Origin of the sequence: Thiomicrorhabdus cannonii (genome assembly GCF_013391695.1) — a bacterium.
Taxonomy (GTDB): domain Bacteria; phylum Pseudomonadota; class Gammaproteobacteria; order Thiomicrospirales; family Thiomicrospiraceae; genus Thiomicrorhabdus; species Thiomicrorhabdus cannonii.
In genome coordinates, this window is sequence record NZ_JACBGH010000001.1 from 1 (window position 1) to 23,050 (window position 23,050).

Below are 23,050 nucleotides of genomic sequence, written 5' to 3' on the forward strand. Positions count from 1 at the left end.
ATCATGCTAAAGCGTTTAAAGATGCTGATCATCTGATTCAAGAAGTGCATGACTATATTGAGTACTATAATCACAAACGCATCAAGCAGAAACTCAAAGGCCTGAGTCCGATAGAGTATCGAAATCAGGCCTTGGGTACCGCTTAACTAAAATGTCCAAGTTTTTGGGGTCACTTCACAAGTCCGGTTTTTTTATGATATGCCGTCAGCGATTATTTGAACGGGTCTTCGATCACCAGCGTTTCGGCACGATCCGGTCCGGTGGACAGAATCGAAACCGGCACACCCACTTCTTTTTCCAGGAAACGGATATAGTTCTTAGCGGCATCTGGCAAAGCATCCCATGACTGAATGCCAACCGTTGACGTTTTCCAGCCCGGCATGGTCACATAGTTAGGTTCGCACCCCTCGTATTCGTCGGCACTGTAAGGCGGCAGATTAACCGTTTCGCCGTTATAGGTGTAAGAAACGCAAATCTTCACCTCTTCCAATTCGTCCATGACATCCAACTTGGTCAAGCACATACCGCTCAAACCGTTGATTTGAGCCGAACGGCGCAAAGCGACCGCGTCAAACCAACCGCAACGGCGCTGACGTCCAGTCGTCGCACCGAACTCGCGGCCACGGGTTCCCAACACTTTGCCGATAGGATCGCCCTTGTCGCTGGCCACGTCATACACCAGTTCCGTCGGGAAAGGGCCGCCGCCGACACGTGTCGCGTAGGCTTTGGTAATCCCCAAAACATAATCGATTTGCGTCGGTCCTACACCCGCGCCCGCGGCAGCGCCGCCGGCAGTGGTGTTGGAGGAGGTCACATAAGGATAGGTACCCTGGTCGATATCCAGCAGCGTGCCTTGCGCCCCTTCAAACATCAGGTTTTTGCCTTGGCGGTTATACTGGTCGATCAAATTCGGAATATCCGCCAGCATCGGGACAATCAACTGGCTGTAACGTTCGCATTTGGCCCAAAGTTCATCGAAACTGACCGGCTCAACCTTGTAGTAGTGCTCGAGCATATGGTTGTGATAGGCCAACGTTTCCGCCAGCTTCTCTTTGAATTTAGCCATGTTTTTCATATCGCCGGCACGCAGACCGCGGCGCGCCACCTTGTCTTCGTAAGCCGGACCGATACCACGACCGGTCGTGCCGATGGCTTTGTTGCCACGGGCGATTTCGCGCGCTTTGTCCAGCGCGACGTGGTAATCCAGAATCAAAGGACAGGCTTCGCTGACTTTCAGACGGTTTTTAACCTTCAACCCCGTTTCTTCCAACTGGGCGACTTCCTTTTCCAGAGCATCCGGCGCCAATACCACGCCGTTTCCAATGAAACACTCCACTTCCTCGCGCAAAATACCGGAAGGAATCAGGTGCAAAACAGTCTTCTTACCGTCAATCACCAAGGTATGGCCGGCATTATGGCCGCCCTGAAAACGCACCACCGCGGCAACTCGATCCGTCAGCAGATCAACGATCTTGCCTTTACCCTCATCGCCCCACTGGGTACCCACAACAACAATATTACGCTTTGACATATGTTACTTCTTAAACGTTAAAGAATTCTAAACCGATAACCTGTAAACCGCCGCAAACAGAGCGCATCAGATTATTTCAAAACCCATTGCCCGGCTTCTGCAACTAATCGCACGGCAGAAGCCTCAAGCGTCGCAAAATCATAGCAACTCACAACCTGATAGCCCTGCTCTCTCAACTCGGCAATCTTCTGCTTCATCGCCAAATCGGCCGCAACCGGCGCATAAACCACGCCTTTGGAGTTTTCGGCAACCGGCTCCAATAAATCCAATGCGGTGCGCAAATCCAAACTAAAACCGGTTGCCGGCAGCGACAACCCGAAATCGGCGCCGATACCGTCATAACGTCCGCCTTTGGCAATCAACTGCAGGCGGCGACCGCAACTGTAACAGCCGAAAATCACACCGGTATGATATTGATAACCGCGGATATCCGCCAGATCCAGATGAATATTCAAACCTTGCGTTGTCGAAATATGCGCAACCACTTTCTCCAGGTGCTCCAACGCGCCGTCCAGAACCGTCGACAGTCCGCCCAGATTGTTTTTGGCCTGCTGAATCACCGCACTGGCTTCGCCCGTCAATTGCATCAGAGCGGCAAAAACCGGCTTCAATGGTGCAGAAAGCGCCGACGCTTCCAACCAGGCGTTGTATTCCGGTATCGCCTTGCGTTTCAGAATATCCAACAACGCCGCTTTATCATCGGCACTCAACGCGGCCAGCGACATCAATTCGTCAACCACGCCGACATGCCCCAAACTCAGCTGTAAATTAGGCAAGTTAAGAACTTTAAGACTGTCGAGCATCAATTCGATGACTTCGATGTCGCTTTCCACACCGGCATGACCAAACAGTTCGGCACCGACTTGAATCGGGCTGCGCGAACCTTTCGCCTTGTTATTGCGGGTTTTAAGCACCTCACCGACATAGCACAAACGCGAAATCTGATCCGCAGCCTTCAGACGGTTGCTGACAATACGCGCCACCTGCGGCGTCATATCGGCACGCACCCCCATCATACGTCCGCTTTCCTGATCGGTAAAACGGCAGGTGTCAATCGCGCGATGGCGTCCTGTCCCGGTCAGCAAAGAATCGGTAAATTCCGCAATGGGCGGCAGCACCAGGTCATAACCGCTCAAATGAAAGCTGTCGATCAATTTGCGACGGTAAAATTCCAGCTTGTGGGCTTGAGGAGGCAAAAGGTCTTCTAGGCCTTCGGGCGTAAACCACGTCGATTGTTGCATCTTAAACTTCTTTTTCTTAACTTAAATTTTGTATGGCTTGTGCAATCAACACACCATTTATCAACTAATTCGCAAACCGATCTATTTTAAATCAATTTGGCGGCGTTTAATCAAAAATTAACAATAAAAGCATGCCAATACTGATACTGGCGAGTCCCATTATCCGCAATTGTCTCTCCGACAACTGCACCGCTTCCAGCATGGTTCTGCGCCACAGTTCCGGAAACACAAACGGCAACAAGCCTTCCAGAACAAACACCAACGCCAATGCGATCAATAATGTATTTTCAGCCATAGTTCCATAAAAAAGGTGGGTTACCCCACCTTTTTATTCCTGCAATGTGCCGCGATTATTTTACCGCGCCATTGAAATACTTGAAGAAATCCGCCTTCGGATCCACCACCATCACATCGGACTTGTCTTTGAACGATTTCTGATACGCATTCAGACTGTGGTAGAACGAATAGAACTCGGCATCCTTGTTATAGGCTTGCGCATAGATTTCAGCCGCTTTGGCATCGCCCTTACCGCGCAACACTTCCGCTTCAGAGTAGGCTTCAGCCAGAATAACCACGCGCTGACGATCCGCATCGGCACGAATTTTCTCTGCCGCCTCGGAACCTTTGGAGCGCAAATCCTTGGCCACACGGTTACGTTCCGCTTCCATACGGCGATACACCGAATCACTCACGTCTTTTGGCAGATCGATACGCTTGATGCGAATATCGGTAATCTCAATCCCGAACTCATTGGCGGCATTCGCCGTGGTGTCTTTGATTTTTTTAGCGATTTCGATACGCTCGCCCGAGATCACTTCTTTGACGGTACGGTTACCGAATTCGGCACGCAGACCGTCTTTAACGATCTGACCCAGACGCATACCCGCCAAACGGTTGTCACCGTTCATAGTGGTGTAGAACTTTTCAACGTCCTTGATACGCCACTTCACAAACGAATCCACTTCCAGGTTTTTCTTCTCGCTCGTCAAATAACGTTCCGGCGCGGCATCCAATGTCTGCACGCGTGCATCGAACTTACGTACGTTGTTGATAAACGGCGTTTTGAAATGCAGCCCCGGTTCGACGTCGGTCTTGACGATTTCACCCAGACGCAACACTACCGCCGTTTCCCATTGATTGACGGTAAACAGCGCATTGCTGCCGATAAACAAGACCGCGGCTACCAAAATAGATAATACGGATTTCATCAACGTAACTCCCTATTCTTCAGATATTCACGGATATTGCTTCTGCTGGATCCGGCTGTACCGCTCTGACTGTTGTTGACCATCGGCGTCGCTACCGCTGGCGACTCTTCCAGCTTAAAGGGAACCGTGGCCTGCCCGCTCACCATTTTATCCAACGGCAGGTAAAGCAAGTTATTGCTGCTCTCAGACCCCACAAACACCTTGCTGGTTGAACTCAATACGTTCGAAATCGCATCGATATACAAACGGTTACGCGTCACTTCCGGAGCTTTCTTATATTCACTCACAATACTGGTAAAACGCGCCGCTTCACCCGTTGCCTGTGCAATCACCTGATCATGATAAGCGCTCGCCTCTTCCAATTGACGGGCGGCCGCACCGCGTGCCTTCGGCAGAATATCGTTGGCATAGGCTTCGGCTTCGTTAATCAGACGCTCGCGGTCTTCACGCGCCTTGACCACATCGGCAAAGGCAGACTGCACTTGCTCAGGCGGCTGAGCATCCTGCAGGTTGACGCTCGTCAACAGCAAGCCGACACGGTAGTCATCCAGATTGGCCTGCGCTAACTGCTGTACTTTCAGCACGACTTCGTTGCGCCCTTCGGTCAATACGAAGTCCATGGTGTTCTGTCCTACGACTTCACGCAGCGCACTTTCTGTTACAGCGCGTAAGGTGTCATCCGGATCAGCCACATTAAACAGATACTGATTGGCACTTTGAATTTTGTATTGCACGGCGATTTTCAGATCGACAATGTTTTCGTCTTTGGTCAGCATCAAGGATTCGTTCGGCACATTGCCGGCACGGTTGCGTGAATCCGAACGATAACCGATTTCCGCAGTACGGATCTGGTCCACGTTGACGATACGCACCGTTTCAATCGGATAAGGCAGATGCCAATGCGGACCGGCTTTAGTTTCTTCGACAAACGCACCGAAACGCGTAACCACGCCGCGCTCGGCCGGATCGACGATATAGATACCGGAAAGCAACCAGATAACCACAATGACCGCCACGATCAGGCTTCCGCCAAAACCGCCGACACCACCGCCGCTGAACTTATCGTTGGCACCGCCTAAAATGCCTTGCGCCTTTTTCAGCAACGCATCTAGATCAGAATCGTCATTACCACGTTTTGGTGGTCTGTTCTGCCCGCCCTGATTTCCCGGGCCACCCCAAGGATCTTGGCCGGGTTTACCTGGTTCATTCCAAGCCATTAAACTCTCTCCATCGTTTGGCTTAGTCTTGACTGACCAAACCGCCTTTATTTTTGAGAACACGAAATGGGGACATTTTAGAGTTAAAGCACACAAATGTCACCCATTAAAACTTTTTATTGCGCACAAAAAACGTCGTCAAAAAAACTCAACAGGCCGGGTAGGCGTGCCTCAGGCCGCCTCGTCCGACAACACCTTAGCCTCCAGCAACTCCTGCCACTGCTGCACCTGCTCCCATTCCTGCCGGGTTAGATACATCTTAAACAAGCTATTGCCCTGCTCGTCGTAGCCTTCCTCCAGAATCGTGCCCAACTCATAGAGTTCGGCGCGGCGTTTGCCGGCTTTGACATCCAACGTCAGCGAAACGGTGTAGAAAGCCCCCTTGAAGAAAGAGGCCACACTGTCCATCAGCAGATCGACACCCTGCCCGCTTTTGGCCGAAAGCCAGACGCGGATCGGCGTGCCATGTTCGTCCACATCGACTTTCGGCTCTACCGCCGGCTCCAACTTATCGATTTTATTGAACACCATCAACTGCGGTACATCCTGTGCGCCGACCTCGGCAATCACATCCAAGACATCGGCGATCTTCTCTTCGCGGTGCGGATCCGCCGCATCGATCAGATGAATCAGCAAATCCGCTTCACGCGTCTCTTCCAACGTCGAGCGGAACGCCGTCACCAGATCGTGAGGAATGTGACGGATAAACCCGACCGTATCGGCAAAAATCACCGTACCGGCGCCCGGCAGACGCACCCGGCGCAACGTCGAATCCAGCGTCGCAAACAGACGGTCTTCCGCATAAACGCCGGCGCTGGTCATCAGATTGAAAAGCGTCGATTTACCGGCGTTGGTATAACCCACAATGGTAATGGCCGGCAATTCCGATTTCTGGCGCGCTTTTCGTCCCAAATCACGCTGCTTGCGCACCTTTTCAATGCGCGATTCAAGCTGCTTGATCCGCCCCTGAATCAGACGTCGGTCGGTTTCCAGCTGGGTTTCCCCCGGACCGCGCGCACCAATCCCGCCTTGACGGTCAAGGTGAGACCAACCGCGCACCAAACGGGTCGACATGCGTTTGAGCTGCGCCAGCTCCACCTGCAGCTTACCCTCATGCGAGCGGGCGCGCTGTGCGAAGATATCCAGGATAAGACCCACACGGTCCAGCACCTGACATTCCAAATAGCGCGAAAGGTTACGTTCTTGCGCGGGCGTCAGTGCATGGTTGAAAATCACCACATCGGCTTCATGCAAGGCGACCGCGTCTTTGATCTCTTCGGCTTTGCCTTTACCTACAAAGTATTTGGAGTCTGGATGCTGGCGTTTGGTAGTGATAAGTTGACAGATTTTGGCGCCCGCAGAATCGACGAGTTCATGAAACTCGTCCAACTCTTCACGATCCGCCTCATTATGAAAATCGACATGAACCAGAACGGCACGCTCCATTTCATGTCGATCAAGACGATCAAATAATTCCATTTAACAGTTCAATTCCCGGGTTGAGAGTGATTTGGGCTTAATGATAAGAATTGACTGCTCAGATACGATTAGACGGATTAGGCATCCGCATCATGACTGTCGTCGGTTCCAAATTCGTAAGCCTTGGGGTCACGCATCGGCACAATCGTGGAGATGGCGTGCTTGTACACCATTTGGGTCACATTGCTTCTTAACAACACCACAAACTGGTCAAACGAATCAACTCGTCCTTGCAACTTGACGCCGTTTACCAGATAGATAGACACGTTGATCTTCTCTTTACGCAACGCGTTTAAATAAGGGTCTTGAATCGGCAATGCTTTCGCCACCTTTTTTGTCTCCATGATTATTTCCTATTATTTTTAATATTTTTAATGTTATCAAGGGTTTGTTATTTTTGACTGCTCTATAGTCGCCCATTCGCGCGTTAAGTAAAAAAACGCCTTAACTGCTAGAATTTCACTACCACACCCCATGCCGTACAAGCATATCACAGCACAAGTATTTCTGAATCAATCAATTTTATTCGGCAATAAAGCACATTCCCACGCCCCACTATTCTAGTGTCTTTTTGTGCAGTTTCAATGAGGGACTATTGAAAATTGATTTTCCACGCCCTCTAAGAGGCTTCAATTAAATTTTGCACCACCGCCAAACGCTCCTCGCGTGTGGTGGCAAAAGGGTCGATTACCCGCATGCCCTGCTCCTTACGCAGCCAGGTCAATTGTCGCTTGGCCAACTGTCGCGTCGCCACGATTCCTTTGTGCACAAAGGTTTCGTAGTCGGTCTCGCCGCTTAAAAACGACCACGCCTGTCGGTAACCGACGCTGCGGATAGAAGTCATCTCAGGATGCAAGTCACCTCGTGCCATCAACTGTTTGACCTCATTCAAAAAACCCGCCTCCAGCATCGCCTCGAAGCGCCGGGCGATCTGCTCGTGCAATCGCGCCCGGTCCTCCGGGATCAAGGCGACCTTGACGAGCTCAAAGGCGCTCAACCCCGTTTTGGCAGGCTCGCGCAATTCCGTCAGGGTCTTGCCACTGACCTCATAGACTTCCAAAGCGCGGATCAAACGCTGCGGGTCATTCGGATGAATACGCGCCGCCGAAACCGGATCAACCTCGCTCAAACGCGCATGCAAACTGGCCGGATCGCTCTGCCACTGCGCCAACAGCCGTTCGCGCACCGCCTCGTCGGCGGACGGCAAGTCGGACATTCCCTGTTGCAAGGCATTGAAATACATCATCGTGCCGCCCACCATCACCGGCAGACGGCCACGCGCCAAAACAACCTCCACCAAACGATGCACATCCTCCACAAATTCCGAGGCCGAATAACTCTCCGCAGCATCATGCGTGTTGATCAGATGATGCGGCACGGCGCGCAACTCCTCGTCACTGGGTTTGGCCGTACCGATATCCATATCACGGTAGATCAAGGCCGAATCGACACTGATAATCTCGATCGGATAAAGCTTGGCCAAATCCATCGACAACTGGCTTTTACCCGAGGCGGTCGGCCCCATAATGGCGAGTACACGCTTATTTTCAATCCAGCTCTGCAACGACATCCCTTACCTTTTTTTGTTTATTAGCCGCTTTACTGACCGCGCATAAACAGTCCGTCCAACTGCTCCATCGACAACTGCACCCAGGTCGGCCGCCCGTGGTTGCACTGATCGGAGCGCTCGGTCGCCTCCATCTCCCGCAACAGGGCATTCATCTCTTCAATGGTCAGCTGACGGTTGGCGCGCACCGAACCGTGACACGCCATGGTCGACAACATGGCATTCAAGCGCTCTTCAAATTGCTGCGTCTGTCCGGCAACCGCCAGATCGGCCAGCATATCGTTGACCAAACGGACAATATTACCCTTCGCCAACAACGCCGGCACCGCGCTTACTTTCAATTGTTCCGGACCGAGCGGTTCCATCTCGAATCCCAATTTGGCAAACCAGTCGGCATACTCCTGCCACACCAGCAGCTGCGACGCATCCAACGTCAGCACCATCGGCACCAGCAAGGGCTGACTGATTAACGCACGCTGCTGCCACTGCTTTTTCAAGCGCTCATACACCACACGCTCGTGTGCCGCATGCATATCCACCAACACCAAACCGCGCGCATTCTCCGCCAGAATAAACACGCCATGCAGCTGCATTTTGGCAAAACCGAGCTTAAACTCGCTGACATCCGCAGGCGGCATTTCCGCTGCGGACGACAAGGTATTATAGGAAGCAAGCGGCTCCGCCACACCCGCCGACGACGGCATTTGAAACTGCAAAGCGGCTTGCAGCTTGCCAGACCCGGCCTGTTGAGTTTTAAAAAACGCCGTCTGCGCGTTTAAACGACTGTTGCCGTCGAAACCTTCTGCAACCGCAGCTTCCATTGGCATGCCTAGCGTTTTACCGCTGCCGTGCTCGGCATTCAGCGGCTTGGCCACGGCATCTCTGACCGAGCGCCGCAAAAAATCATACGCCCACGAACCGTTGGCAAAACGCACTTCATACTTGGCCGGATGCACATTCACATCCACCAGATCGTGCGGCATTTGCAGAAACAACACATACGCCGGATGGCGGCCATGATAGAGCACATCCGCATACGCCTGCTTGACCGCATAGGACAACAGACGGTCACGCACAATCCGGCCGTTCACAAACAGATACTGCATGTCGGTCTGGCTGCGGTTAAAGGTCGGCAACCCCACCCATCCGTTAAGCTGAATCTGCTGCCCCTCGAACTCAATCGACAGGCTCTGCTCAACAAACGGCTGGCCCATCAATTGGGCAAGGCGTTTACGCGCGCTTGCCTCATCGCTGACAGGCAACACCTGGCGCACCACCTTATCGTTATGCACCAGCTTGAATCCCACATCCGGGCGGCTCAACATGACACGCTTGACCAGCTGGTCGATATGCATAAACTCGGTTTGCGGTGAGCGCAAGAAACGTTTGCGCGCCGGCGTATTGAAAAACAAGTCCTCCACCGACACCTGCGTGCCGACGCGACCGGCCACCGGCGTAATGTCACCCCAATGTCCTTCGCCCTCACCGCGCAACTGCCAGGCGGCCGGACTGTCGGCGGTTTTACTGGTCAGACTGAAGCGCGAAACCGAACTGATACTCGCCAGCGCCTCGCCGCGAAATCCCAGGGTCGCCACCGCCGCCAAATCTTTTAAACTCTGGATTTTACTGGTGGCATGGCGGCTCACCGCCAGCAACAACTCCTCTTTGGGAATGCCGCAGCCATTGTCGGTAATCTGAATCAGCTTCTCGCCGCCCTGCTCAATGACGATATCGATTTGTGTCGCACCGGAATCGAGCGCGTTTTCCAGAAACTCCTTGACCACCGACGCAGGGCGTTCCACCACCTCACCGGCCGCAATCTGGTCGGCAAGATGCGAAGGCAACAAGGCTATCGGAGCGCGCATATCCGCCGCCGAAAGCGCCGCCCGCTTTTGATTTTCCGCACTCTGTTCCGCGTTATTCACCTTCAACATCCCATACCGCATAAATCGGTCAAACCCGAATAGTCGCGCATTATAACACCGCTCCCGCCGGATGGCGCGCCCTTAGCCAACTGCCCCGCCTAAAACCTTAACAAAACCCCACCCTTTCATTAAAACCCCATAAAGTGTAATTTTTTAATCCGCACCCGGCCTGTTAAAATGACCGCACTATTTTGCTGCACCATTTTGTTTTAAGGCTTTTAACAAAGGATTTCACTGTGGGTATTTTGAACAAACTTTTCGGCAACGGCATCTCCGAAGCCCAACAAGAACAAATCGAATCGGCGCTGAAAACCGTCATCGAACCCACTTCACAAAAAGATTTTCTGAGCCTTAAAGCGGTCAGCAATATGCAGCTCAAAAAAGGCGTTCTGCAACTGGAACTCACCCTGCCGTTTCCCTGCAAGAGCCTGTGGCCTGCGCTGGAGCAACGTCTCAGCCACGCCTTGACCCAGCTGAACGACATCAGCAGCGTGAGCTTTGCCTGGCACACCAAAATCGTGTCGCACGACGTACAAAAAGGCGCCACCCCGCTACCGGGCATTAAAAACATTATCGCCGTGGCGTCAGGCAAAGGCGGCGTGGGCAAATCCACCACCAGCGTCAACCTGGCACTGGCTCTGCAACAGGAGGGCGCGCGCGTCGGCATCCTCGACGCCGATATTTACGGCCCCAGCCTACCCACCATGCTCGGCATCAAGGACAAGCCGCAATCCAAAGACGGCAAAACCATGCAGCCGCTGATCGCCTACGGTTTACAAGTTATGTCCATCGGTCTGTTGATTGAAGAGGACTCCCCGATGATCTGGCGTGGCCCAATCGTCACGCAAACGCTGACGCAACTGCTCAAGGAAACCCAGTGGGATGATCTGGACTATCTGATTATCGACCTGCCGCCGGGAACCGGCGATGTGCAACTGACACTGGCGCAGCAGATTCCGGTCACTGGTGCGATTATCGTCACCACGCCGCAACAGGTGGCGTTGATTGATGCCAAAAAAGGGTTGAAGATGTTCGAGAAAGTCGAGATTCCGATTCTCGGCGTGATTGAAAACATGGCCACCCATATCTGCAGCCAGTGCGGCCATGAAGAGGCGATTTTTGGTGAGCACGGCGGCGAAACGCTGGCCAAGACCTACGGGGTGGATTTTTTGGGCTCCCTGCCGCTGGAAAAGCGCATCCGTGAAGAGGCGGATCGCGGCGAACCGACCGTCACCGCCGAACCGACCAGCGCCATCGCCCAGAAATACCGTCATATCGCTCATCAGGTGGGCGCCAAAATCGGCGTGAGCAAGCGCAACTACGGCAACCTGTTTCCGAATATCGTTATTCAGAAAAGTTAAGTTTAATTAAAATTTAGCCACGCAGGCCTCAAGCCTGCGGTTGCACCGCAAACAGCTGGTCGAAATGCGCCACCTTGAGAATATCCATGACCGCCTGATTGACGTGGACAATCTGGATACGGCGCTTATCACCGCCGGTGCGCTCGCGCAATAACAGCAGCATCCCCAAGGCAGAGCTGTCGAGATAATCGGTTTTGAACATATCGATGACAAATACGCTGCCGGCATCCGCCAGATAAGGCTTGTAGGCATCGTTGAAATCGTCATAGCAGCTCACATCAAAGCTCCCCTCAATGCTGATGACCACCTTGTTTTCCGCTACCTGACAATGAACGCCCACTCTACCCTCCGATTAACGTCCGTGCGTTTTGCATACGCACACTCTATTTTCAGGTGAATGATAAAGGAGTCATCCGGGCGTTTCAAACACAATCTGCAAAAAGACGTATCTTGCCCGGCCGGCCATACGGCAAAACTGCCGGTTAACCGGCAATTTTGAAAAACAATCAACACACCCGGCGCTTCAAACTGGCTATAATACTCGGTTAATTTCAATCTCAATGTAAATGCTTACAACAAACAGCAATGATGGATGCCACCAAGATGTCTGAAAACCAGCTCTCACACGCTCAAACACCACGCAAAATCCTGATCACCAGCGCCCTGCCGTACGCCAACGGGCCGATTCATCTGGGACATTTGGTGGAATATATCCAGACCGATATCTGGGCGCGTTTTCAGAAAATGCGCGGACATCACTGTACCTACGTCTGCGCCGACGACGCTCACGGCACGCCGATCATGTTGCGCGCCCAGGCCGAAGGCATCACGCCCGAACAGTTGATTGAAAAATCCTCGCAGGAACATCAGGCGGATTTTGCCGGTTTCAATATCGGCTTCGATCACTACCACAGCACCAATTCGCCTGAAAACGAAGAACTGGCCGGCTATATCTACACCCAACTGAAAGACAAGGGGCATATCAGCCGCAAGACCATTACCCAGTTCTACGACCCTGAAAAATCGATGTTCCTGCCGGACCGTTTCATCAAGGGTACCTGCCCCAAATGTAAGGCCGAAGACCAATACGGCGACAACTGCGAAGTCTGCGGTGCAACCTATAGCCCGACCGAACTGCTCAACCCCAAATCGGCGGTATCGGGCGCCACACCGATTGAAAAGGAAACCGACCACCTGTTCTTCGAGCTGTCGCACTTCGAAGACATGCTTAAAGAGTGGACCCACAAAGGCCATTTGCAGACGCAGATTTCCAATAAACTCGACGAATGGTTCGAATCCGGCCTGCGCGGCTGGGACATCTCCCGCGACGCACCCTACTTCGGCTTCCAGATTCCGGGTGAAACCGACAAATATTTCTACGTGTGGCTGGACGCGCCGGTCGGCTATATGGCCAGCTTCAAAGCTTATTGTGCCAAGAGCGGCCTGAACTTTGACGACTACTGGGCCAAAGACAGCGATGCCGAGGTGTACCACTTTATCGGTAAAGACATTATCTATTTCCACGCGCTGTTCTGGCCGGCGATGCTGTCCGGCGCCGGCTTCCGCACGCCGGATGCGATTTACGCCCACGGCTTTTTGACGGTTGACGGCCAGAAGATGTCCAAATCGCGTGGCACCTTTATTATGGCGCGTACCTATCTGGACCACCTGAATCCCGAATACCTGCGCTATTATTTCGCCGCCAAACTGAACAGCCGCATCGACGACATCGATCTAAACCTCGAAGACTTCGTGCAGCGCGTCAACTCGGATCTGGTCGGCAAAGTCGTCAATATCGCCAGCCGCTGCGCCGGTTTTGTGATGAAAAAATTCGACGGCCAACTGGCTTCTGAATGGTCAGCTTCGGCACAAGCGGTTTATCAAGGCTTGGCCAATGAAGCGGAGATGATTGCCGAACTCTACGAAAAACGCGAATACGGCCAGGCGATGCGTGAAATCATGGCGTTGGCCGACCGCGCCAACGAATACATTGCCGAAACGGCACCTTGGGTCTTGGCCAAAGAAGAAGGCAAGGAAAAAGAGCTGCACGAGTCGGTCAGCGTCGGCATCAACCTGTTCCGCGTCTTGATAACCTATCTGGCACCGGTGATTCCGGCCACGGCAGAAAAAGCGCGTGACTTCCTGAAACTTGACGGTTGGAACTGGTCGGATGTGCAGCAGCCTTTGATGGGGCACACCATCAATCCGTTTAACGCGCTGTTGACGCGTCTGGAGATGGATCAGGTCAATAAAATGCTCGACGCTTCCAAACAGACATTGCAAGCTACCGCACCGAAAGCAGCGGAAAAACCCGCCGAAAAAACTCAACAGGCCGGGTCGGTCAGCTACGACCCGTTGATGGAAGAGATCGAGATTAGCGATTTCGGCAAGATCGACCTGCGCATCGCCAAAATCGTCAATGCCGAAGCGGTACCGGAAGCCGACAAGCTGCTGAAACTGACGCTGGATATCGGTTTCGAACAACGTCAGGTCTTCGCCGGCATCAAATCCGCCTATGAACCGGAACAGCTGATTGGTAAACTGACGGTGATGGTGGCCAACCTCAAGCCGCGCAAAATGCGTTTCGGCATGTCGGAAGGCATGGTGCTGGCGGCCGGTCCTGGCGGGAAAGACCTGTACGTACTCTCACCGGATGAAGGCGCACAGCCGGGCATGCGCGTTAAGTAAACTGAGAAAAATTAACCATCATATTTAATGAACCACAGAGGCACAGAGGCACAGAGAAAATTCAGACGATGATTACTAAGCGCTTAATTCCGTATGCAGTTTAGTGAGGAAGTCTCTGCAAAATGATTATGTTTTGATAAACTCTGTGCCTCTGTGTCTCGGTGGTTAACTCATTAAAGGACACAGATGCAAGAATACGTTCTGATTCTCATTAGTACCGTTTTGGTCAATAACTTCGTATTGGTCAAGTTCTTGGGTCTGTGCCCGTTTATGGGCGTTTCCAAAAAGACCGATGCGGCGCTCGGCATGGGATTGGCCACGACTTTTGTCATGACCCTTTCCTCGGTATTGAGCTACCTGATCTACACCTATCTGCTGCAACCCTTTGGCTTGGAATACCTGCAAACCATTGGCTTTATCCTCGCCATCGCCGCGGTGGTCGGCTTTACCGAAATGGCCATCCACAAAACCAGTCCGGCGCTTTATCAAGTACTCGGCATCTACCTGCCGTTGATTACCACCAACTGCGCGGTACTGGGCGTAGCACTCCTCAATATCGGGGAAAAACACGACTTCATCTCCTCGGCCGTGTATGGTTTCGGCGCCGCCGTCGGTTTCACGCTGGTGATGATTCTGTTTGCTTCCATCCGCGAACGCGTCGACGCCTCCGACGTTCCCGCGCCCTTTAAAGGCGCGCCGATTGCCCTGATTACCGCCGGTTTGATGTCAATGGCCTTTATGGGCTTTGGTGGGTTGGTCAAATGATTGAAGCGGTAATTGTCTTTCTCGGTCTGGCGATTCTCTTCGGGCTGCTGCTCGGTTATGCCTCCATCCGCTTCAAAGTGGAGGGCAATCCCCTGGCCGAACGCATCGACAAGGTGCTGCCGCAGACGCAATGCGGGCAATGCGGTTTCCCGGGCTGCAAACCCTATGCCGAAGCGCTGGCCAAAGGCGAGTCGGAGGTCAACCTCTGCATTCCCGGCGGCACCGAAGTGATGATTCAGATCTCCGAAATCACCGGCCGCGAACCCAAGGAAATGGATGCCGAAGCGGCCGAACCCAAGCCCAAAGAGGTCGCCTTTATTGATGAAGACCTCTGTATCGGCTGCGTGCTGTGCATCAAGGAGTGTCCGGTGGATGCGATTCTCGGCGCCACCAAACAGATGCATACCGTCATCCAGAAAGAGTGCACCGGCTGCGAGAAATGCGTGCCGGTCTGCCCGGTGGACTGCATCTCCATGCTGCCGATCGAAGTCACCACCAAGAACTGGCAGTGGCCGGAACCGCAAACCGTGCAGGAGGCCAAATAATGGGACTTTTGCAACGACTCGCCAAACTCTTGCCGCTTGCCGACCACTGGTTGCACCGCTTCCACGGCGGGGTTTCGCCGCAATACAATAAATCGCTATCCGCCAGCCAGCCGTTGCGCGCCACGCTGATGCCCTCGCAACTGGTATTGCCGTTGCAGCAACCGGTTGGCCTGCCGGCCGAACCGATTGTACAGGTCGGCGAACGCGTCAAGAAAAACCAGCTGCTGGCGCGAGCCGGCAAAGACCCGCGTAAAGCGCTGGTCGTACCGATTCACGCCCCGACTTCCGGCACCGTTACCGCCATTATGCCGATGACGCTGCCGCACCCTTCCGGCTTGGAGGATTGGTGCATTGTGCTCACGCCCGACGGATTGGATGAGGCGATTGACAACGCGCTGCAAGTCGACGGCTCGGCACCGCAAACCCCGCAGGCGCTCAAAGACATCCTGCTGCAGGCCGGCATTATCGGCATGGGCGGTGCAGGCTTCCCCACCTACGCCAAAATCCCGGGCGAAGCGGGCAAAATCCACACCTTGCTGGTCAACGGCGCGGAGTGCGAACCCTTTATCACCTGCGACGATCTGCTCATGCAGACTCATGCCGACGAGATTGTGCGGGGCGCGCTGATCACCGCGCACGCTTTGGGCGCAAAACGCATTCTCTGCGGTATCGAAACCAACAAACCGGCCGCGATCGATGCGATGCGGCGCGCCGCCAAACAATTCCAGCAAGACAACCTCAAGGTTGAGATCAAAGAGGTCGCCACGGTCTATCCGATGGGCGGGCAGAAACAACTCACTTACGAACTGACCGGCGTGGAGATGCCGAGCAAAGCGCATGCGGTGGATGTCGGCCTGTTGATGATGAACGTTGCCACCTACAGTGCGATCTATCGAGCCGTGACCCTCGGCGAACCGCTGACCGCGCGTATTGTCACCGTGTCCGGTTTGGGGCTGGAAAAACCCTTCAATATGCCGGTGATGATCGGCACGCCGTTTGCCGAGCTGGCCGAAGCCGCCAAACCCAAAGTCGCGCTGGATTATCCCCTGGTCATGGGCGGCCCCATGATGGGCTTTCAGGTGCAGAACAATCAGGTGCCGGTGCTCAAAACCACCAACTGTATTCTGGCCAATCCGCCCGAGCCGGCAGAGATGCAGATGCCCTGCATCCGCTGCGGCGCCTGTATGGACGCCTGTCCGGTCAATCTGCTGCCGCAACAGATGTACTGGCATGCCCAGGCACATGAGTTCGACAAGGTCGAAAAACTCAATGTCTTCGACTGCATTGAATGCGGCTGCTGCAGCTATGTCTGCCCTAGCCACATTCCGCTGGTGCAATACTACCGCCACGCCAAATCGGAAATCAAAACCATCAAAGCCGAGGCGCAGGCAGTGGAACTGGCCAAACAACGCCACGAATTCAAACTGGCGCGTATCGAACGCGAGAAAGAGGAACGTGAAGCCCGTCTAAAAGCCAAAAAAGAAGCGGTAAAACAAGCCGTTGCGCAAGAAGCTGCCAGTGAAACCTCGGCAACAAAAGATAGCGCTACAGCCGCCAAATCCGGCGCGGCTGCGGCGGCGGCCCGTGCGGCGGCAGCCAGAAAAGCCAAAGCTGCGACGGCTTCCACGGATAATCAAGCCATTCTCGGCTCTTCGCCGAGTTCTTCGTTTCCGTCCGCCCGCCTGAAAGCCATCGAAGCGGCCAAGGCCGCCAGCGCCCGTGCCGCCAAACAAACGGCGGAAAATTCGCCAGAAGAAACTCAACAGGCCGGGTCTGACGACACCGCCGCACCCGCCATGGATGCCAAAGCCGCGGCACGCAAAGCCGCACAATTGGCGGCGCAAAAACGCGCTCAGGCAAAAGCCACTGCGAATGTTGAGGTTTCGGATAATAAAGAAACTGCCGATAAACCTGATACCAAACCTGATCCCAAAGCCGCTGCTAAGGCCGCGGCCATGAAAGCGGCGGCGAAACGTCGCGAAAAAACCCAACAGGCCGGGGCGGAGGGCAATTCAGAGGCACTAGCTCCGCAACCTACCGATTCAACAGATAACGATTCAACAGATAACGTTAAGACGGCCCCTGTCGATTTAACCGGCAGCAGCGCAGAAACACCCGCTTCACAGAAAGAGGCGGCGCGCAAAGCAGCGATGGCGGCCGCCAGAGAGGCCGCGAAAGCACGTGCAGCGGCCAAAAAACAGCCCGCGCCTCAGGCAACAAATGCTGCCGAGCCAAGTGCCCGCGAGACTGATGCGGCGACTGATGCGGCGACTGATGCGGAGTTAGATCCGGCCGAAGCCGCGCGCCTGAAACGCGAAAAGGCCATGCAGGCCGCTAAAGCCCGTGCCGTCCAGAAACGCCAGGCTGCAGACAACTCAAACACTGCGTCAGACGCCAGTTCACAGGAGTCCTCATCGTGACCGCCCTTTCCTCCCCTTACGCCCACAACAACCAAAGCGTCCGTAAGGTCATGCTGCAGGTGCAGTTGGCAGCCCTTCCCGCCCTGCTGGCGCATATCTACCTGTTTGGCTACGGTATCGTCATCCAATGGCTATTGGCGGTGGCCACGGCGATCGTGGTCGAATACACCCTGCTGAAATTGCGCGGCCGTCCGGTACTGCCTTTTATGACCGATATGAGCGCGTTGATTACCGTCACCGGCCTGGTGTTCTGCATTCCGCCGGAAGCGCCCTGGTGGGTGGTGGTCAGCGGCAGTGCCTTTGCGCTGATTTTCGGTAAACATCTCTACGGCGGCCTGGGCTACAACCCCTTTAACCCGGCGATGCTCGGTTATGCCTTCCTGCTGATCTCCTTCCCGGTGCCGATGACGCAATGGACCATGCCGGGCGAGGTGGTCGGCTATACGCTGGACTTTATGCATTCGGCACAGGTGATCTTTATGGGACACTTTGACGGCAACAGTCTGGACATGATTACCGGCGCCACCCCCTTGAACGAACTGCGTACCGGCCTGTCGCAAGGGGTGATGGTGCCTGACACGCTGCGCGCTCACGACAGCCAACTGCCGTGGGGACTGAACAGCTGGGCGTGGATCAATATCGCCTTTATTCTCGGCGGGCTTTATATGATTTTGAACGGCACCATCAGCTGGCAGTATCCGGTCGGCTTCCTTGGCGCGCTGTCGGCGATGGCCTTTATTTTCGAGCAGATTGATCCGGCCACCTATCCGCCGTTGAGTTTTGTGTTGTTAAGCGGCGGCACCATGCTGGCGGCCTTTTTTATTATCACCGACCCGGTCACGGCGAGCACCACGCCGCGCGGCAAGCTCATCTATGCCGCCGGCATCGGCGTACTGGTGTATGTGATCCGCTCGTGGGGCGCTTTTCCGGACGGTATCGCTTTTGCGATTCTGCTGATGAATATCGCCGTCCCCTTGATCGACCAATACACCCAGCCGCGGGTTTTCGGCCACCGCCGTTAAGGAGTTTTGGATGTCTTCAAGCGTTTCTTTATGGCAGACCATGGCGCGTTCCGCAGGCAAACTCAGTCTGTTTGTCGGGCTCAGCGTGGTGTTATTGCTCGCGGTCAAACAACTGACCGACTCCCCGATCGCCGACGCCGAACGGGCGACCTTGCTGAATACCTTTAACCAAGTTTTGCCGCCGGAGCTTTACGATAACGACCCGCTCAAGGATACGATGCAGATCACCGATCCCAATCTGCTGGTTCAGCTGGGAACGCTCTCGCCGGTCACCGTCTACCGTGCGCGCAAGAACGGCCAACCCGCCGGACTGCTGCTGACCAGCATCGCGCCCAACGGTTACAGCGGCAACATCACGCTGCTGGTCGGTGTCATGGCCGACGGCCGCGTTTCCGGGGTACGCGTGCTCAAACATCAGGAAACGCCCGGCCTGGGCGACAAAATCGAAATCCACAAAAGCCCGTGGATTCTGGAATTCAACGGCCGCAATTTGCGCGACGACAATGAGCCGCGCTGGGCGGTGAAAAAGGACGGCGGCGACTTCGACCAGTTTACCGGCGCCACCATAACGCCGCGCGCGGTGGTTCAGGCCGTCAGAAAGACGCTAGAAATGATTAACCAAGCAGGAGGTTCCCTGTATGAGTGAAGCCATTATTCCATCCTCACAAGCTCAACAAGATACCCCTGCGACGGCCAAATCGGCACGCTGGCAGGAGTATAAAAAAATCGTCGACAACGGCCTGTGGCAGAACAACCAGGCGCTGGTCGCCCTGCTCGGATTGTGTCCGTTGCTGGCGGTCTCCAACAACACCGTCAACGGCTTGGGACTGGGCTTGGCGACCCTGGCGGTGCTGATGGTCTCCAATGCGCTGGTGTCGCTTATCCGCAACCATGTTTCCGATGAAATCCGCATTCCGGTGTTTATCGCCATTATCGCCACCGCCGTGACCATCATCGACCTGCTGATGAACGCCTACTTCCACACGCTGCACGGCATTCTTGGCATTTTCATTCCGCTGATCGTGACCAACTGCGCCATTCTGGGGCGTGCCGAGGCCTATGCCTCCAAACAGCCGCTGGATCGCGCCCTGCTCGACGGCTTCTTTATGGGCCTGGGCTTTATGCTGGTACTGGTGATTTTGGGCGCACTGCGCGAAGTGATCGGTAACGGCACCCTGTTTGACCAGGCCTATCTGATGTTCGGCGAAGCGGCACGCAGCTGGACGATCCATCTCGGCGACGATTACCAGGGCGTATTATTGGCGATTCTGCCGCCGGGCGCCTTTATCGGACTGGGATTGCTCATCGCCTTTAAAAACATGCTGGATGCCAAAAAGGCCGCTAAACGCAGCAATCCATTAGGTATTCAGGTGGCGGTCACGCCGATGTCTTCCCCTAAATAATTCAGCTAAACAATTCAGTCTTATGAACAAGCAAAAACGCCTGGAAATCTTTCAACGTCTGAGTGCGGCGATTCCCGAACCGGAAACGGAACTGCATTACAGCACCCCGTTCGAGTTGCTGATTGCGGTGATTCTTTCGGCGCAGGCGACCGACAAAGGCGTCAATATCGCCACCGCCAAACTGTTTCCGGTAGCGAATACGCCGGAGGCGATTTATGCGCTGGGCGTGGACGGATTGAAGGAATACATCAAGACTATCGGGCTCTTTAATACCAAAGCGGAAAACATTATCAAAACCTGCAAAATGCTGGTCGAGCTGCACGGCTCGCAGGTGCCCGACAACCGCACGGATTTGGAAGCCCTGCCCGGCGTCGGGCGCAAGACCGCCAATGTGGTGCTTAACACCGCCTTCGGTCAGCCGACCATGGCGGTGGACACGCATATTTTCCGCGTCTCCAACCGCACGAATATTGCACCTGGCAAGAATGTGCTGGAGGTGGAAAAGGCGCTCTTGAAAAACGTGCCCAAAGAATACCTGATTCCGGCGCACCATCTGCTGATTCTGCACGGCCGTTACACCTGCACCGCACGCAAACCGCGCTGCGGCGCCTGCTGCATTTACGACCTGTGCGAATACAAAAACAAATCCGAATAACTTTTAACCACGAAGAACACGAAGGACCCGAAGATTTTTCTATCTCCCATCCTTCGTGCTCTTCGTGCACTTCGTGGTTCAATAAGATGTTATATACTTCAGAACGAGATAAACTTAGACAATTTTATGTGGATTGCTGGAAAAAAGCCCGCATGGGACTGCCGATGGAAGCCATGGAACAGATGGTCGCCCGCGTGATCGAAATGCATCCCGAATACCATGCGATGCTCGAGAACGAAAAACACCTCGGCAACGAATACAAACCCGAGGATGGCGAGACCAACCCGTTTCTGCACATGGGCATGCATCTGGCGTTGCAGGAACAGGTGACTTTGGATCGTCCGCAGGGCATCCAAAAAGTCTACCGGCAGCTGGGTGAAAAACTGGGGGATGTGATGGCGACCGAACACGCCATGATGGACTGTCTAGCGGAAGTGTTGTGGATTGCGCAACGCGACCAGACCGAACCGGACGAACAGGCTTATTTGCAATGCCTGCACATGCTGTTATTTAAACATTGAAACAAATCCAAACAAGCGAGACAAGATGAACGCCAGCCCATTGCAACGCGCCCTGCGCAACAGTATCGTTATCAGCCTGATTGTGGCCGCCTTGGTGATGGTTCAAAAAGGTTCGGCGCTGGACAGTCTGCTGACCGGCCTGTTCACTTTTGCGGTGACGCTGCCGGCGCTGTGGCTGTCGTTCCGCTATACGCAGCGCATTGCCGAAAAATACGCCGCTTCAAGCGACGACGACAAACAGCCCTAAAGATTTAACCCCAAAACTTATTGCGTTTTAAACTGTCTGATCAGCTTGCACAGCTGCTTGGAGAGCGTGCCCACATGATGTCCGGCCTGATTGGTATGCGAGGCACCATCGGCCACATGATGCGCCACCTCACTGATATGGGCGATATTGCGATTGACGTTTTCCGCCTGCTGACGTTGCTGCTGGGATACCTTCGTCATATGCGAATGGGTTTGATCGATCGTATCCACCGCAGACTTAATGGCGGTTAGCGAGTCACCCGCCGCATTCGCCTTATTGACGCTCAAATGCGCCTGTTCACGGCCGCGGTTCATCACGCCCACTGCCTGCTGCGCTGCGGATTGCAGGCGCTCGATGGTCTTCTCGATCTGCTTGGTCGACTCCTGAGTGCGGCTTGCCAAAATGCGCACCTCATCCGCGACCACCGCAAAGCCTCTGCCATGCTCACCGGCACGCGCCGCTTCAATCGCCGCGTTCAGGGCCAGCAGATTGGTTTGCTCGGCAATGTCCTTGATGACATCCAGTACGCTGCCGATAGTTTCGCTATCCGTTTCCAGGCGCTTGATCACCTGTGCGGCCTGCTCGACCTCTTCGGCCAGACGGCTGATGGTCTGCACGGTTTCATTGACGACCTGCCCGCCCTTATCGGTGGCGGAATTTGCCGCATCGGCGGCAGACAATGCCGCCGCTGCCTGTTGCGACATCGCCTCCACTGCCGTATTCATGTTTTTCATGGCGGAGGCCACCAATACCGTATCCTGCTGCTGCTGTTCGACACTGTGCTGGGTTTTGGCCGTCACTTCGTTCAACTGTTCGGAAGCCTTGTTGAGCTCATCCGCCACATCGGCGATGCGTTTGACCATTTCGCGCAGATTCTGTCCCATCAGATTAAAGCTGTAGGCCATTTCGCCAATGAAGTCATTGCTTTGCAAGGTACATTTCTGCGAGATGTCGTTATTGCTGATGGCATTGGCCACCTCGCCGATGCGCTGCAAACGGCGCAGCAACATCTTGTTCAGCAGCCAGAAATTGATAAAGCCGATGCTGATACCGGCCACAATGCATGACAGTACAAACCATATCAGCATGCCCTCCTTCCACACCACGAACAGGTCGGCAAAAAACGGAAAGGTTATGCCCATAAAAAAGCCAAACCCCATAAAGGCCAAAAACATATTACGCAGAATGCTCGGCTGGCTAAAATCAAAGGAGAACATCATTCACTATCCTGATTACGTTTAATATGCGATTTTAA

Annotated in this window: 23 protein-coding genes; 12 read left to right on the plus strand and 11 right to left on the minus strand. The window is 54.2% G+C overall.

The annotated features are described in order from the left end of the window. A partial coding sequence (locus HZ297_RS00005) for an IS3 family transposase (RefSeq protein WP_178860669.1) occupies nucleotides 1-146 on the plus strand: 146 nt, incomplete at its 5' end. A 65-nt stretch (nucleotides 147-211) separates the two neighbouring features. Here HZ297_RS00005 and HZ297_RS00010 read toward each other — a convergent pair. The 9 genes from HZ297_RS00010 to mutL form a co-directional block, all read right to left on the minus strand. Then, the gene (locus HZ297_RS00010; protein ID WP_178860671.1) at nucleotides 212-1,531 is read right to left on the minus strand and encodes an adenylosuccinate synthase; all 1,320 of its coding nucleotides are present in this window, start codon (nucleotides 1,529-1,531) and stop codon (nucleotides 212-214) included. A 71-nt stretch (nucleotides 1,532-1,602) separates the two neighbouring features. After that, nucleotides 1,603-2,772, minus strand: coding sequence for an ATP phosphoribosyltransferase regulatory subunit (locus tag HZ297_RS00015; RefSeq protein WP_178860674.1), 1,170 nt, complete (start codon nucleotides 2,770-2,772; stop codon nucleotides 1,603-1,605). A gap of 106 nt (nucleotides 2,773-2,878) precedes the next feature. Next, complete coding sequence (locus HZ297_RS00020; RefSeq protein ID WP_178860676.1) at nucleotides 2,879-3,067, minus strand: DUF2065 domain-containing protein; 189 nt, start codon at nucleotides 3,065-3,067, stop codon at nucleotides 2,879-2,881. 55 nt (nucleotides 3,068-3,122) lie between these two features. Beyond that, nucleotides 3,123-3,980 carry a protease modulator HflC gene (gene hflC, locus HZ297_RS00025; RefSeq protein WP_178860678.1) on the minus strand — a complete coding sequence of 286 codons (858 nt, stop codon included), beginning with the start codon at nucleotides 3,978-3,980 and terminating at the stop codon, nucleotides 3,123-3,125. Continuing rightward, the gene (gene hflK / locus HZ297_RS00030; protein ID WP_178860680.1) at nucleotides 3,980-5,197 is read right to left on the minus strand and encodes an FtsH protease activity modulator HflK; all 1,218 of its coding nucleotides are present in this window, start codon (nucleotides 5,195-5,197) and stop codon (nucleotides 3,980-3,982) included. The genes hflC and hflK overlap by 1 nt, the downstream gene beginning before the upstream one ends. Before the next feature lie 171 nt (nucleotides 5,198-5,368). Next, the gene (gene hflX / locus HZ297_RS00035) at nucleotides 5,369-6,676 is read right to left on the minus strand and encodes a ribosome rescue GTPase HflX (protein WP_178860682.1); all 1,308 of its coding nucleotides are present in this window, start codon (nucleotides 6,674-6,676) and stop codon (nucleotides 5,369-5,371) included. Nucleotides 6,677-6,753: 77 nt separating this feature from the next. After that, the gene (gene hfq / locus HZ297_RS00040) at nucleotides 6,754-7,020 is read right to left on the minus strand and encodes an RNA chaperone Hfq (protein ID WP_218644492.1); all 267 of its coding nucleotides are present in this window, start codon (nucleotides 7,018-7,020) and stop codon (nucleotides 6,754-6,756) included. Between the two features lie 275 nt (nucleotides 7,021-7,295). Then, the gene (gene miaA / locus HZ297_RS00045; protein WP_178860684.1) at nucleotides 7,296-8,246 is read right to left on the minus strand and encodes a tRNA (adenosine(37)-N6)-dimethylallyltransferase MiaA; all 951 of its coding nucleotides are present in this window, start codon (nucleotides 8,244-8,246) and stop codon (nucleotides 7,296-7,298) included. A gap of 29 nt (nucleotides 8,247-8,275) precedes the next feature. After that, a complete protein-coding gene (gene mutL, locus HZ297_RS00050; protein WP_178861511.1) occupies nucleotides 8,276-10,108 on the minus strand; it encodes a DNA mismatch repair endonuclease MutL in 1,833 nt (610 codons plus the stop codon). Between the two features lie 296 nt (nucleotides 10,109-10,404). Here mutL and apbC point away from each other — a divergent pair, with 296 nt between their 5' ends. After that, the gene (apbC, locus tag HZ297_RS00055) at nucleotides 10,405-11,529 is read left to right on the plus strand and encodes an iron-sulfur cluster carrier protein ApbC (RefSeq protein ID WP_343034727.1); all 1,125 of its coding nucleotides are present in this window, start codon (nucleotides 10,405-10,407) and stop codon (nucleotides 11,527-11,529) included. Between the two features lie 28 nt (nucleotides 11,530-11,557). On the opposite strand, the gene HZ297_RS00060 is transcribed toward apbC, so the two are convergent. Next, the gene (locus HZ297_RS00060) at nucleotides 11,558-11,869 is read right to left on the minus strand and encodes an STAS domain-containing protein (RefSeq protein WP_178860686.1); all 312 of its coding nucleotides are present in this window, start codon (nucleotides 11,867-11,869) and stop codon (nucleotides 11,558-11,560) included. Between the two features lie 263 nt (nucleotides 11,870-12,132). Here HZ297_RS00060 and metG point away from each other — a divergent pair, with 263 nt between their 5' ends. From metG to HZ297_RS00110, 10 genes are all read left to right on the plus strand, one after another. Then, entirely contained in the window at nucleotides 12,133-14,217 is a 2,085-nt protein-coding gene (metG, locus tag HZ297_RS00065) for a methionine--tRNA ligase (protein ID WP_178860688.1), read from the plus strand. A gap of 186 nt (nucleotides 14,218-14,403) precedes the next feature. Next, nucleotides 14,404-14,982 (plus strand): electron transport complex subunit RsxA, encoded by a 579-nt coding sequence (rsxA, locus tag HZ297_RS00070; RefSeq protein WP_178860691.1) that lies wholly within the window; start codon nucleotides 14,404-14,406, stop codon nucleotides 14,980-14,982. Beyond that, nucleotides 14,979-15,527, plus strand: coding sequence for an electron transport complex subunit RsxB (gene rsxB / locus HZ297_RS00075; RefSeq protein ID WP_178860693.1), 549 nt, complete (start codon nucleotides 14,979-14,981; stop codon nucleotides 15,525-15,527). Before rsxA ends, rsxB begins: the two co-directional genes overlap by 4 nt. Next, nucleotides 15,527-17,947: an electron transport complex subunit RsxC gene (gene rsxC, locus HZ297_RS00080; protein WP_178860695.1), complete on the plus strand. Its 2,421-nt coding sequence runs from the start codon at nucleotides 15,527-15,529 to the stop codon at nucleotides 17,945-17,947. The genes rsxB and rsxC overlap by 1 nt, the downstream gene beginning before the upstream one ends. Then, on the plus strand, nucleotides 17,944-18,969 hold the full coding sequence (locus HZ297_RS00085; protein WP_343034728.1) for an RnfABCDGE type electron transport complex subunit D: 1,026 nt from the start codon (nucleotides 17,944-17,946) through the stop codon (nucleotides 18,967-18,969). The genes rsxC and HZ297_RS00085 overlap by 4 nt, the downstream gene beginning before the upstream one ends. Nucleotides 18,970-18,979: 10 nt before the next feature. Next, on the plus strand, nucleotides 18,980-19,615 hold the full coding sequence (rsxG, locus tag HZ297_RS00090; RefSeq protein WP_178860697.1) for an electron transport complex subunit RsxG: 636 nt from the start codon (nucleotides 18,980-18,982) through the stop codon (nucleotides 19,613-19,615). Next, complete coding sequence (locus HZ297_RS00095; RefSeq protein WP_178860699.1) at nucleotides 19,608-20,372, plus strand: electron transport complex subunit E; 765 nt, start codon at nucleotides 19,608-19,610, stop codon at nucleotides 20,370-20,372. Before rsxG ends, HZ297_RS00095 begins: the two co-directional genes overlap by 8 nt. 22 nt (nucleotides 20,373-20,394) lie before the next feature. Then, nucleotides 20,395-21,027, plus strand: a complete 633-nt coding sequence (gene nth, locus HZ297_RS00100; protein WP_178860701.1) for an endonuclease III — start codon at nucleotides 20,395-20,397, stop codon at nucleotides 21,025-21,027. An 86-nt stretch (nucleotides 21,028-21,113) separates the two neighbouring features. Then, nucleotides 21,114-21,548 carry a DUF1841 family protein gene (locus HZ297_RS00105; RefSeq protein ID WP_178860704.1) on the plus strand — a complete coding sequence of 145 codons (435 nt, stop codon included), beginning with the start codon at nucleotides 21,114-21,116 and terminating at the stop codon, nucleotides 21,546-21,548. A 25-nt stretch (nucleotides 21,549-21,573) separates the two neighbouring features. After that, nucleotides 21,574-21,795, plus strand: coding sequence for a hypothetical protein (locus HZ297_RS00110; RefSeq protein ID WP_178860706.1), 222 nt, complete (start codon nucleotides 21,574-21,576; stop codon nucleotides 21,793-21,795). A 17-nt stretch (nucleotides 21,796-21,812) separates the two neighbouring features. Here HZ297_RS00110 and HZ297_RS00115 read toward each other — a convergent pair whose 3' ends face one another. Then, nucleotides 21,813-23,015 (minus strand): methyl-accepting chemotaxis protein, encoded by a 1,203-nt coding sequence (locus tag HZ297_RS00115; protein ID WP_246261554.1) that lies wholly within the window; start codon nucleotides 23,013-23,015, stop codon nucleotides 21,813-21,815. Nucleotides 23,016-23,050: the final 35 nt, after the last annotated feature.

Bases quoted from the DNA above. Each gene is read 5' to 3' on its own strand.
- HZ297_RS00010 (WP_178860671.1), bottom strand. From the start codon at position 1,531: ATGTCAAAGCGTAATATTGTTGTTGTGGGTACCCAGTGGGGCGATGAG.
- HZ297_RS00015 (WP_178860674.1), bottom strand. From the start codon at position 2,772: ATGCAACAATCGACGTGGTTTACGCCCGAAGGCCTAGAAGACCTTTTG.
- HZ297_RS00020 (WP_178860676.1), bottom strand. From the start codon at position 3,067: ATGGCTGAAAATACATTATTGATCGCATTGGCGTTGGTGTTTGTTCTG.
- hflC (WP_178860678.1), bottom strand. From the start codon at position 3,980: ATGAAATCCGTATTATCTATTTTGGTAGCCGCGGTCTTGTTTATCGGC.
- hflK (WP_178860680.1), bottom strand. From the start codon at position 5,197: ATGGCTTGGAATGAACCAGGTAAACCCGGCCAAGATCCTTGGGGTGGC.
- hflX (WP_178860682.1), bottom strand. From the start codon at position 6,676: ATGGAATTATTTGATCGTCTTGATCGACATGAAATGGAGCGTGCCGTT.
- hfq (WP_218644492.1), bottom strand. From the start codon at position 7,020: ATGGAGACAAAAAAGGTGGCGAAAGCATTGCCGATTCAAGACCCTTAT.
- miaA (WP_178860684.1), bottom strand. From the start codon at position 8,246: ATGTCGTTGCAGAGCTGGATTGAAAATAAGCGTGTACTCGCCATTATG.
- mutL (WP_178861511.1), bottom strand. From the start codon at position 10,108: ATGCGCGCTCCGATAGCCTTGTTGCCTTCGCATCTTGCCGACCAGATT.
- metG (WP_178860688.1), top strand. From the start codon at position 12,133: ATGTCTGAAAACCAGCTCTCACACGCTCAAACACCACGCAAAATCCTG.
- rsxA (WP_178860691.1), top strand. From the start codon at position 14,404: ATGCAAGAATACGTTCTGATTCTCATTAGTACCGTTTTGGTCAATAAC.
- rsxB (WP_178860693.1), top strand. From the start codon at position 14,979: ATGATTGAAGCGGTAATTGTCTTTCTCGGTCTGGCGATTCTCTTCGGG.
- rsxC (WP_178860695.1), top strand. From the start codon at position 15,527: ATGGGACTTTTGCAACGACTCGCCAAACTCTTGCCGCTTGCCGACCAC.
- rsxG (WP_178860697.1), top strand. From the start codon at position 18,980: ATGTCTTCAAGCGTTTCTTTATGGCAGACCATGGCGCGTTCCGCAGGC.
- HZ297_RS00095 (WP_178860699.1), top strand. From the start codon at position 19,608: ATGAGTGAAGCCATTATTCCATCCTCACAAGCTCAACAAGATACCCCT.
- nth (WP_178860701.1), top strand. From the start codon at position 20,395: ATGAACAAGCAAAAACGCCTGGAAATCTTTCAACGTCTGAGTGCGGCG.
- HZ297_RS00105 (WP_178860704.1), top strand. From the start codon at position 21,114: ATGTTATATACTTCAGAACGAGATAAACTTAGACAATTTTATGTGGAT.
- HZ297_RS00110 (WP_178860706.1), top strand. From the start codon at position 21,574: ATGAACGCCAGCCCATTGCAACGCGCCCTGCGCAACAGTATCGTTATC.
- HZ297_RS00115 (WP_246261554.1), bottom strand. From the start codon at position 23,015: ATGATGTTCTCCTTTGATTTTAGCCAGCCGAGCATTCTGCGTAATATG.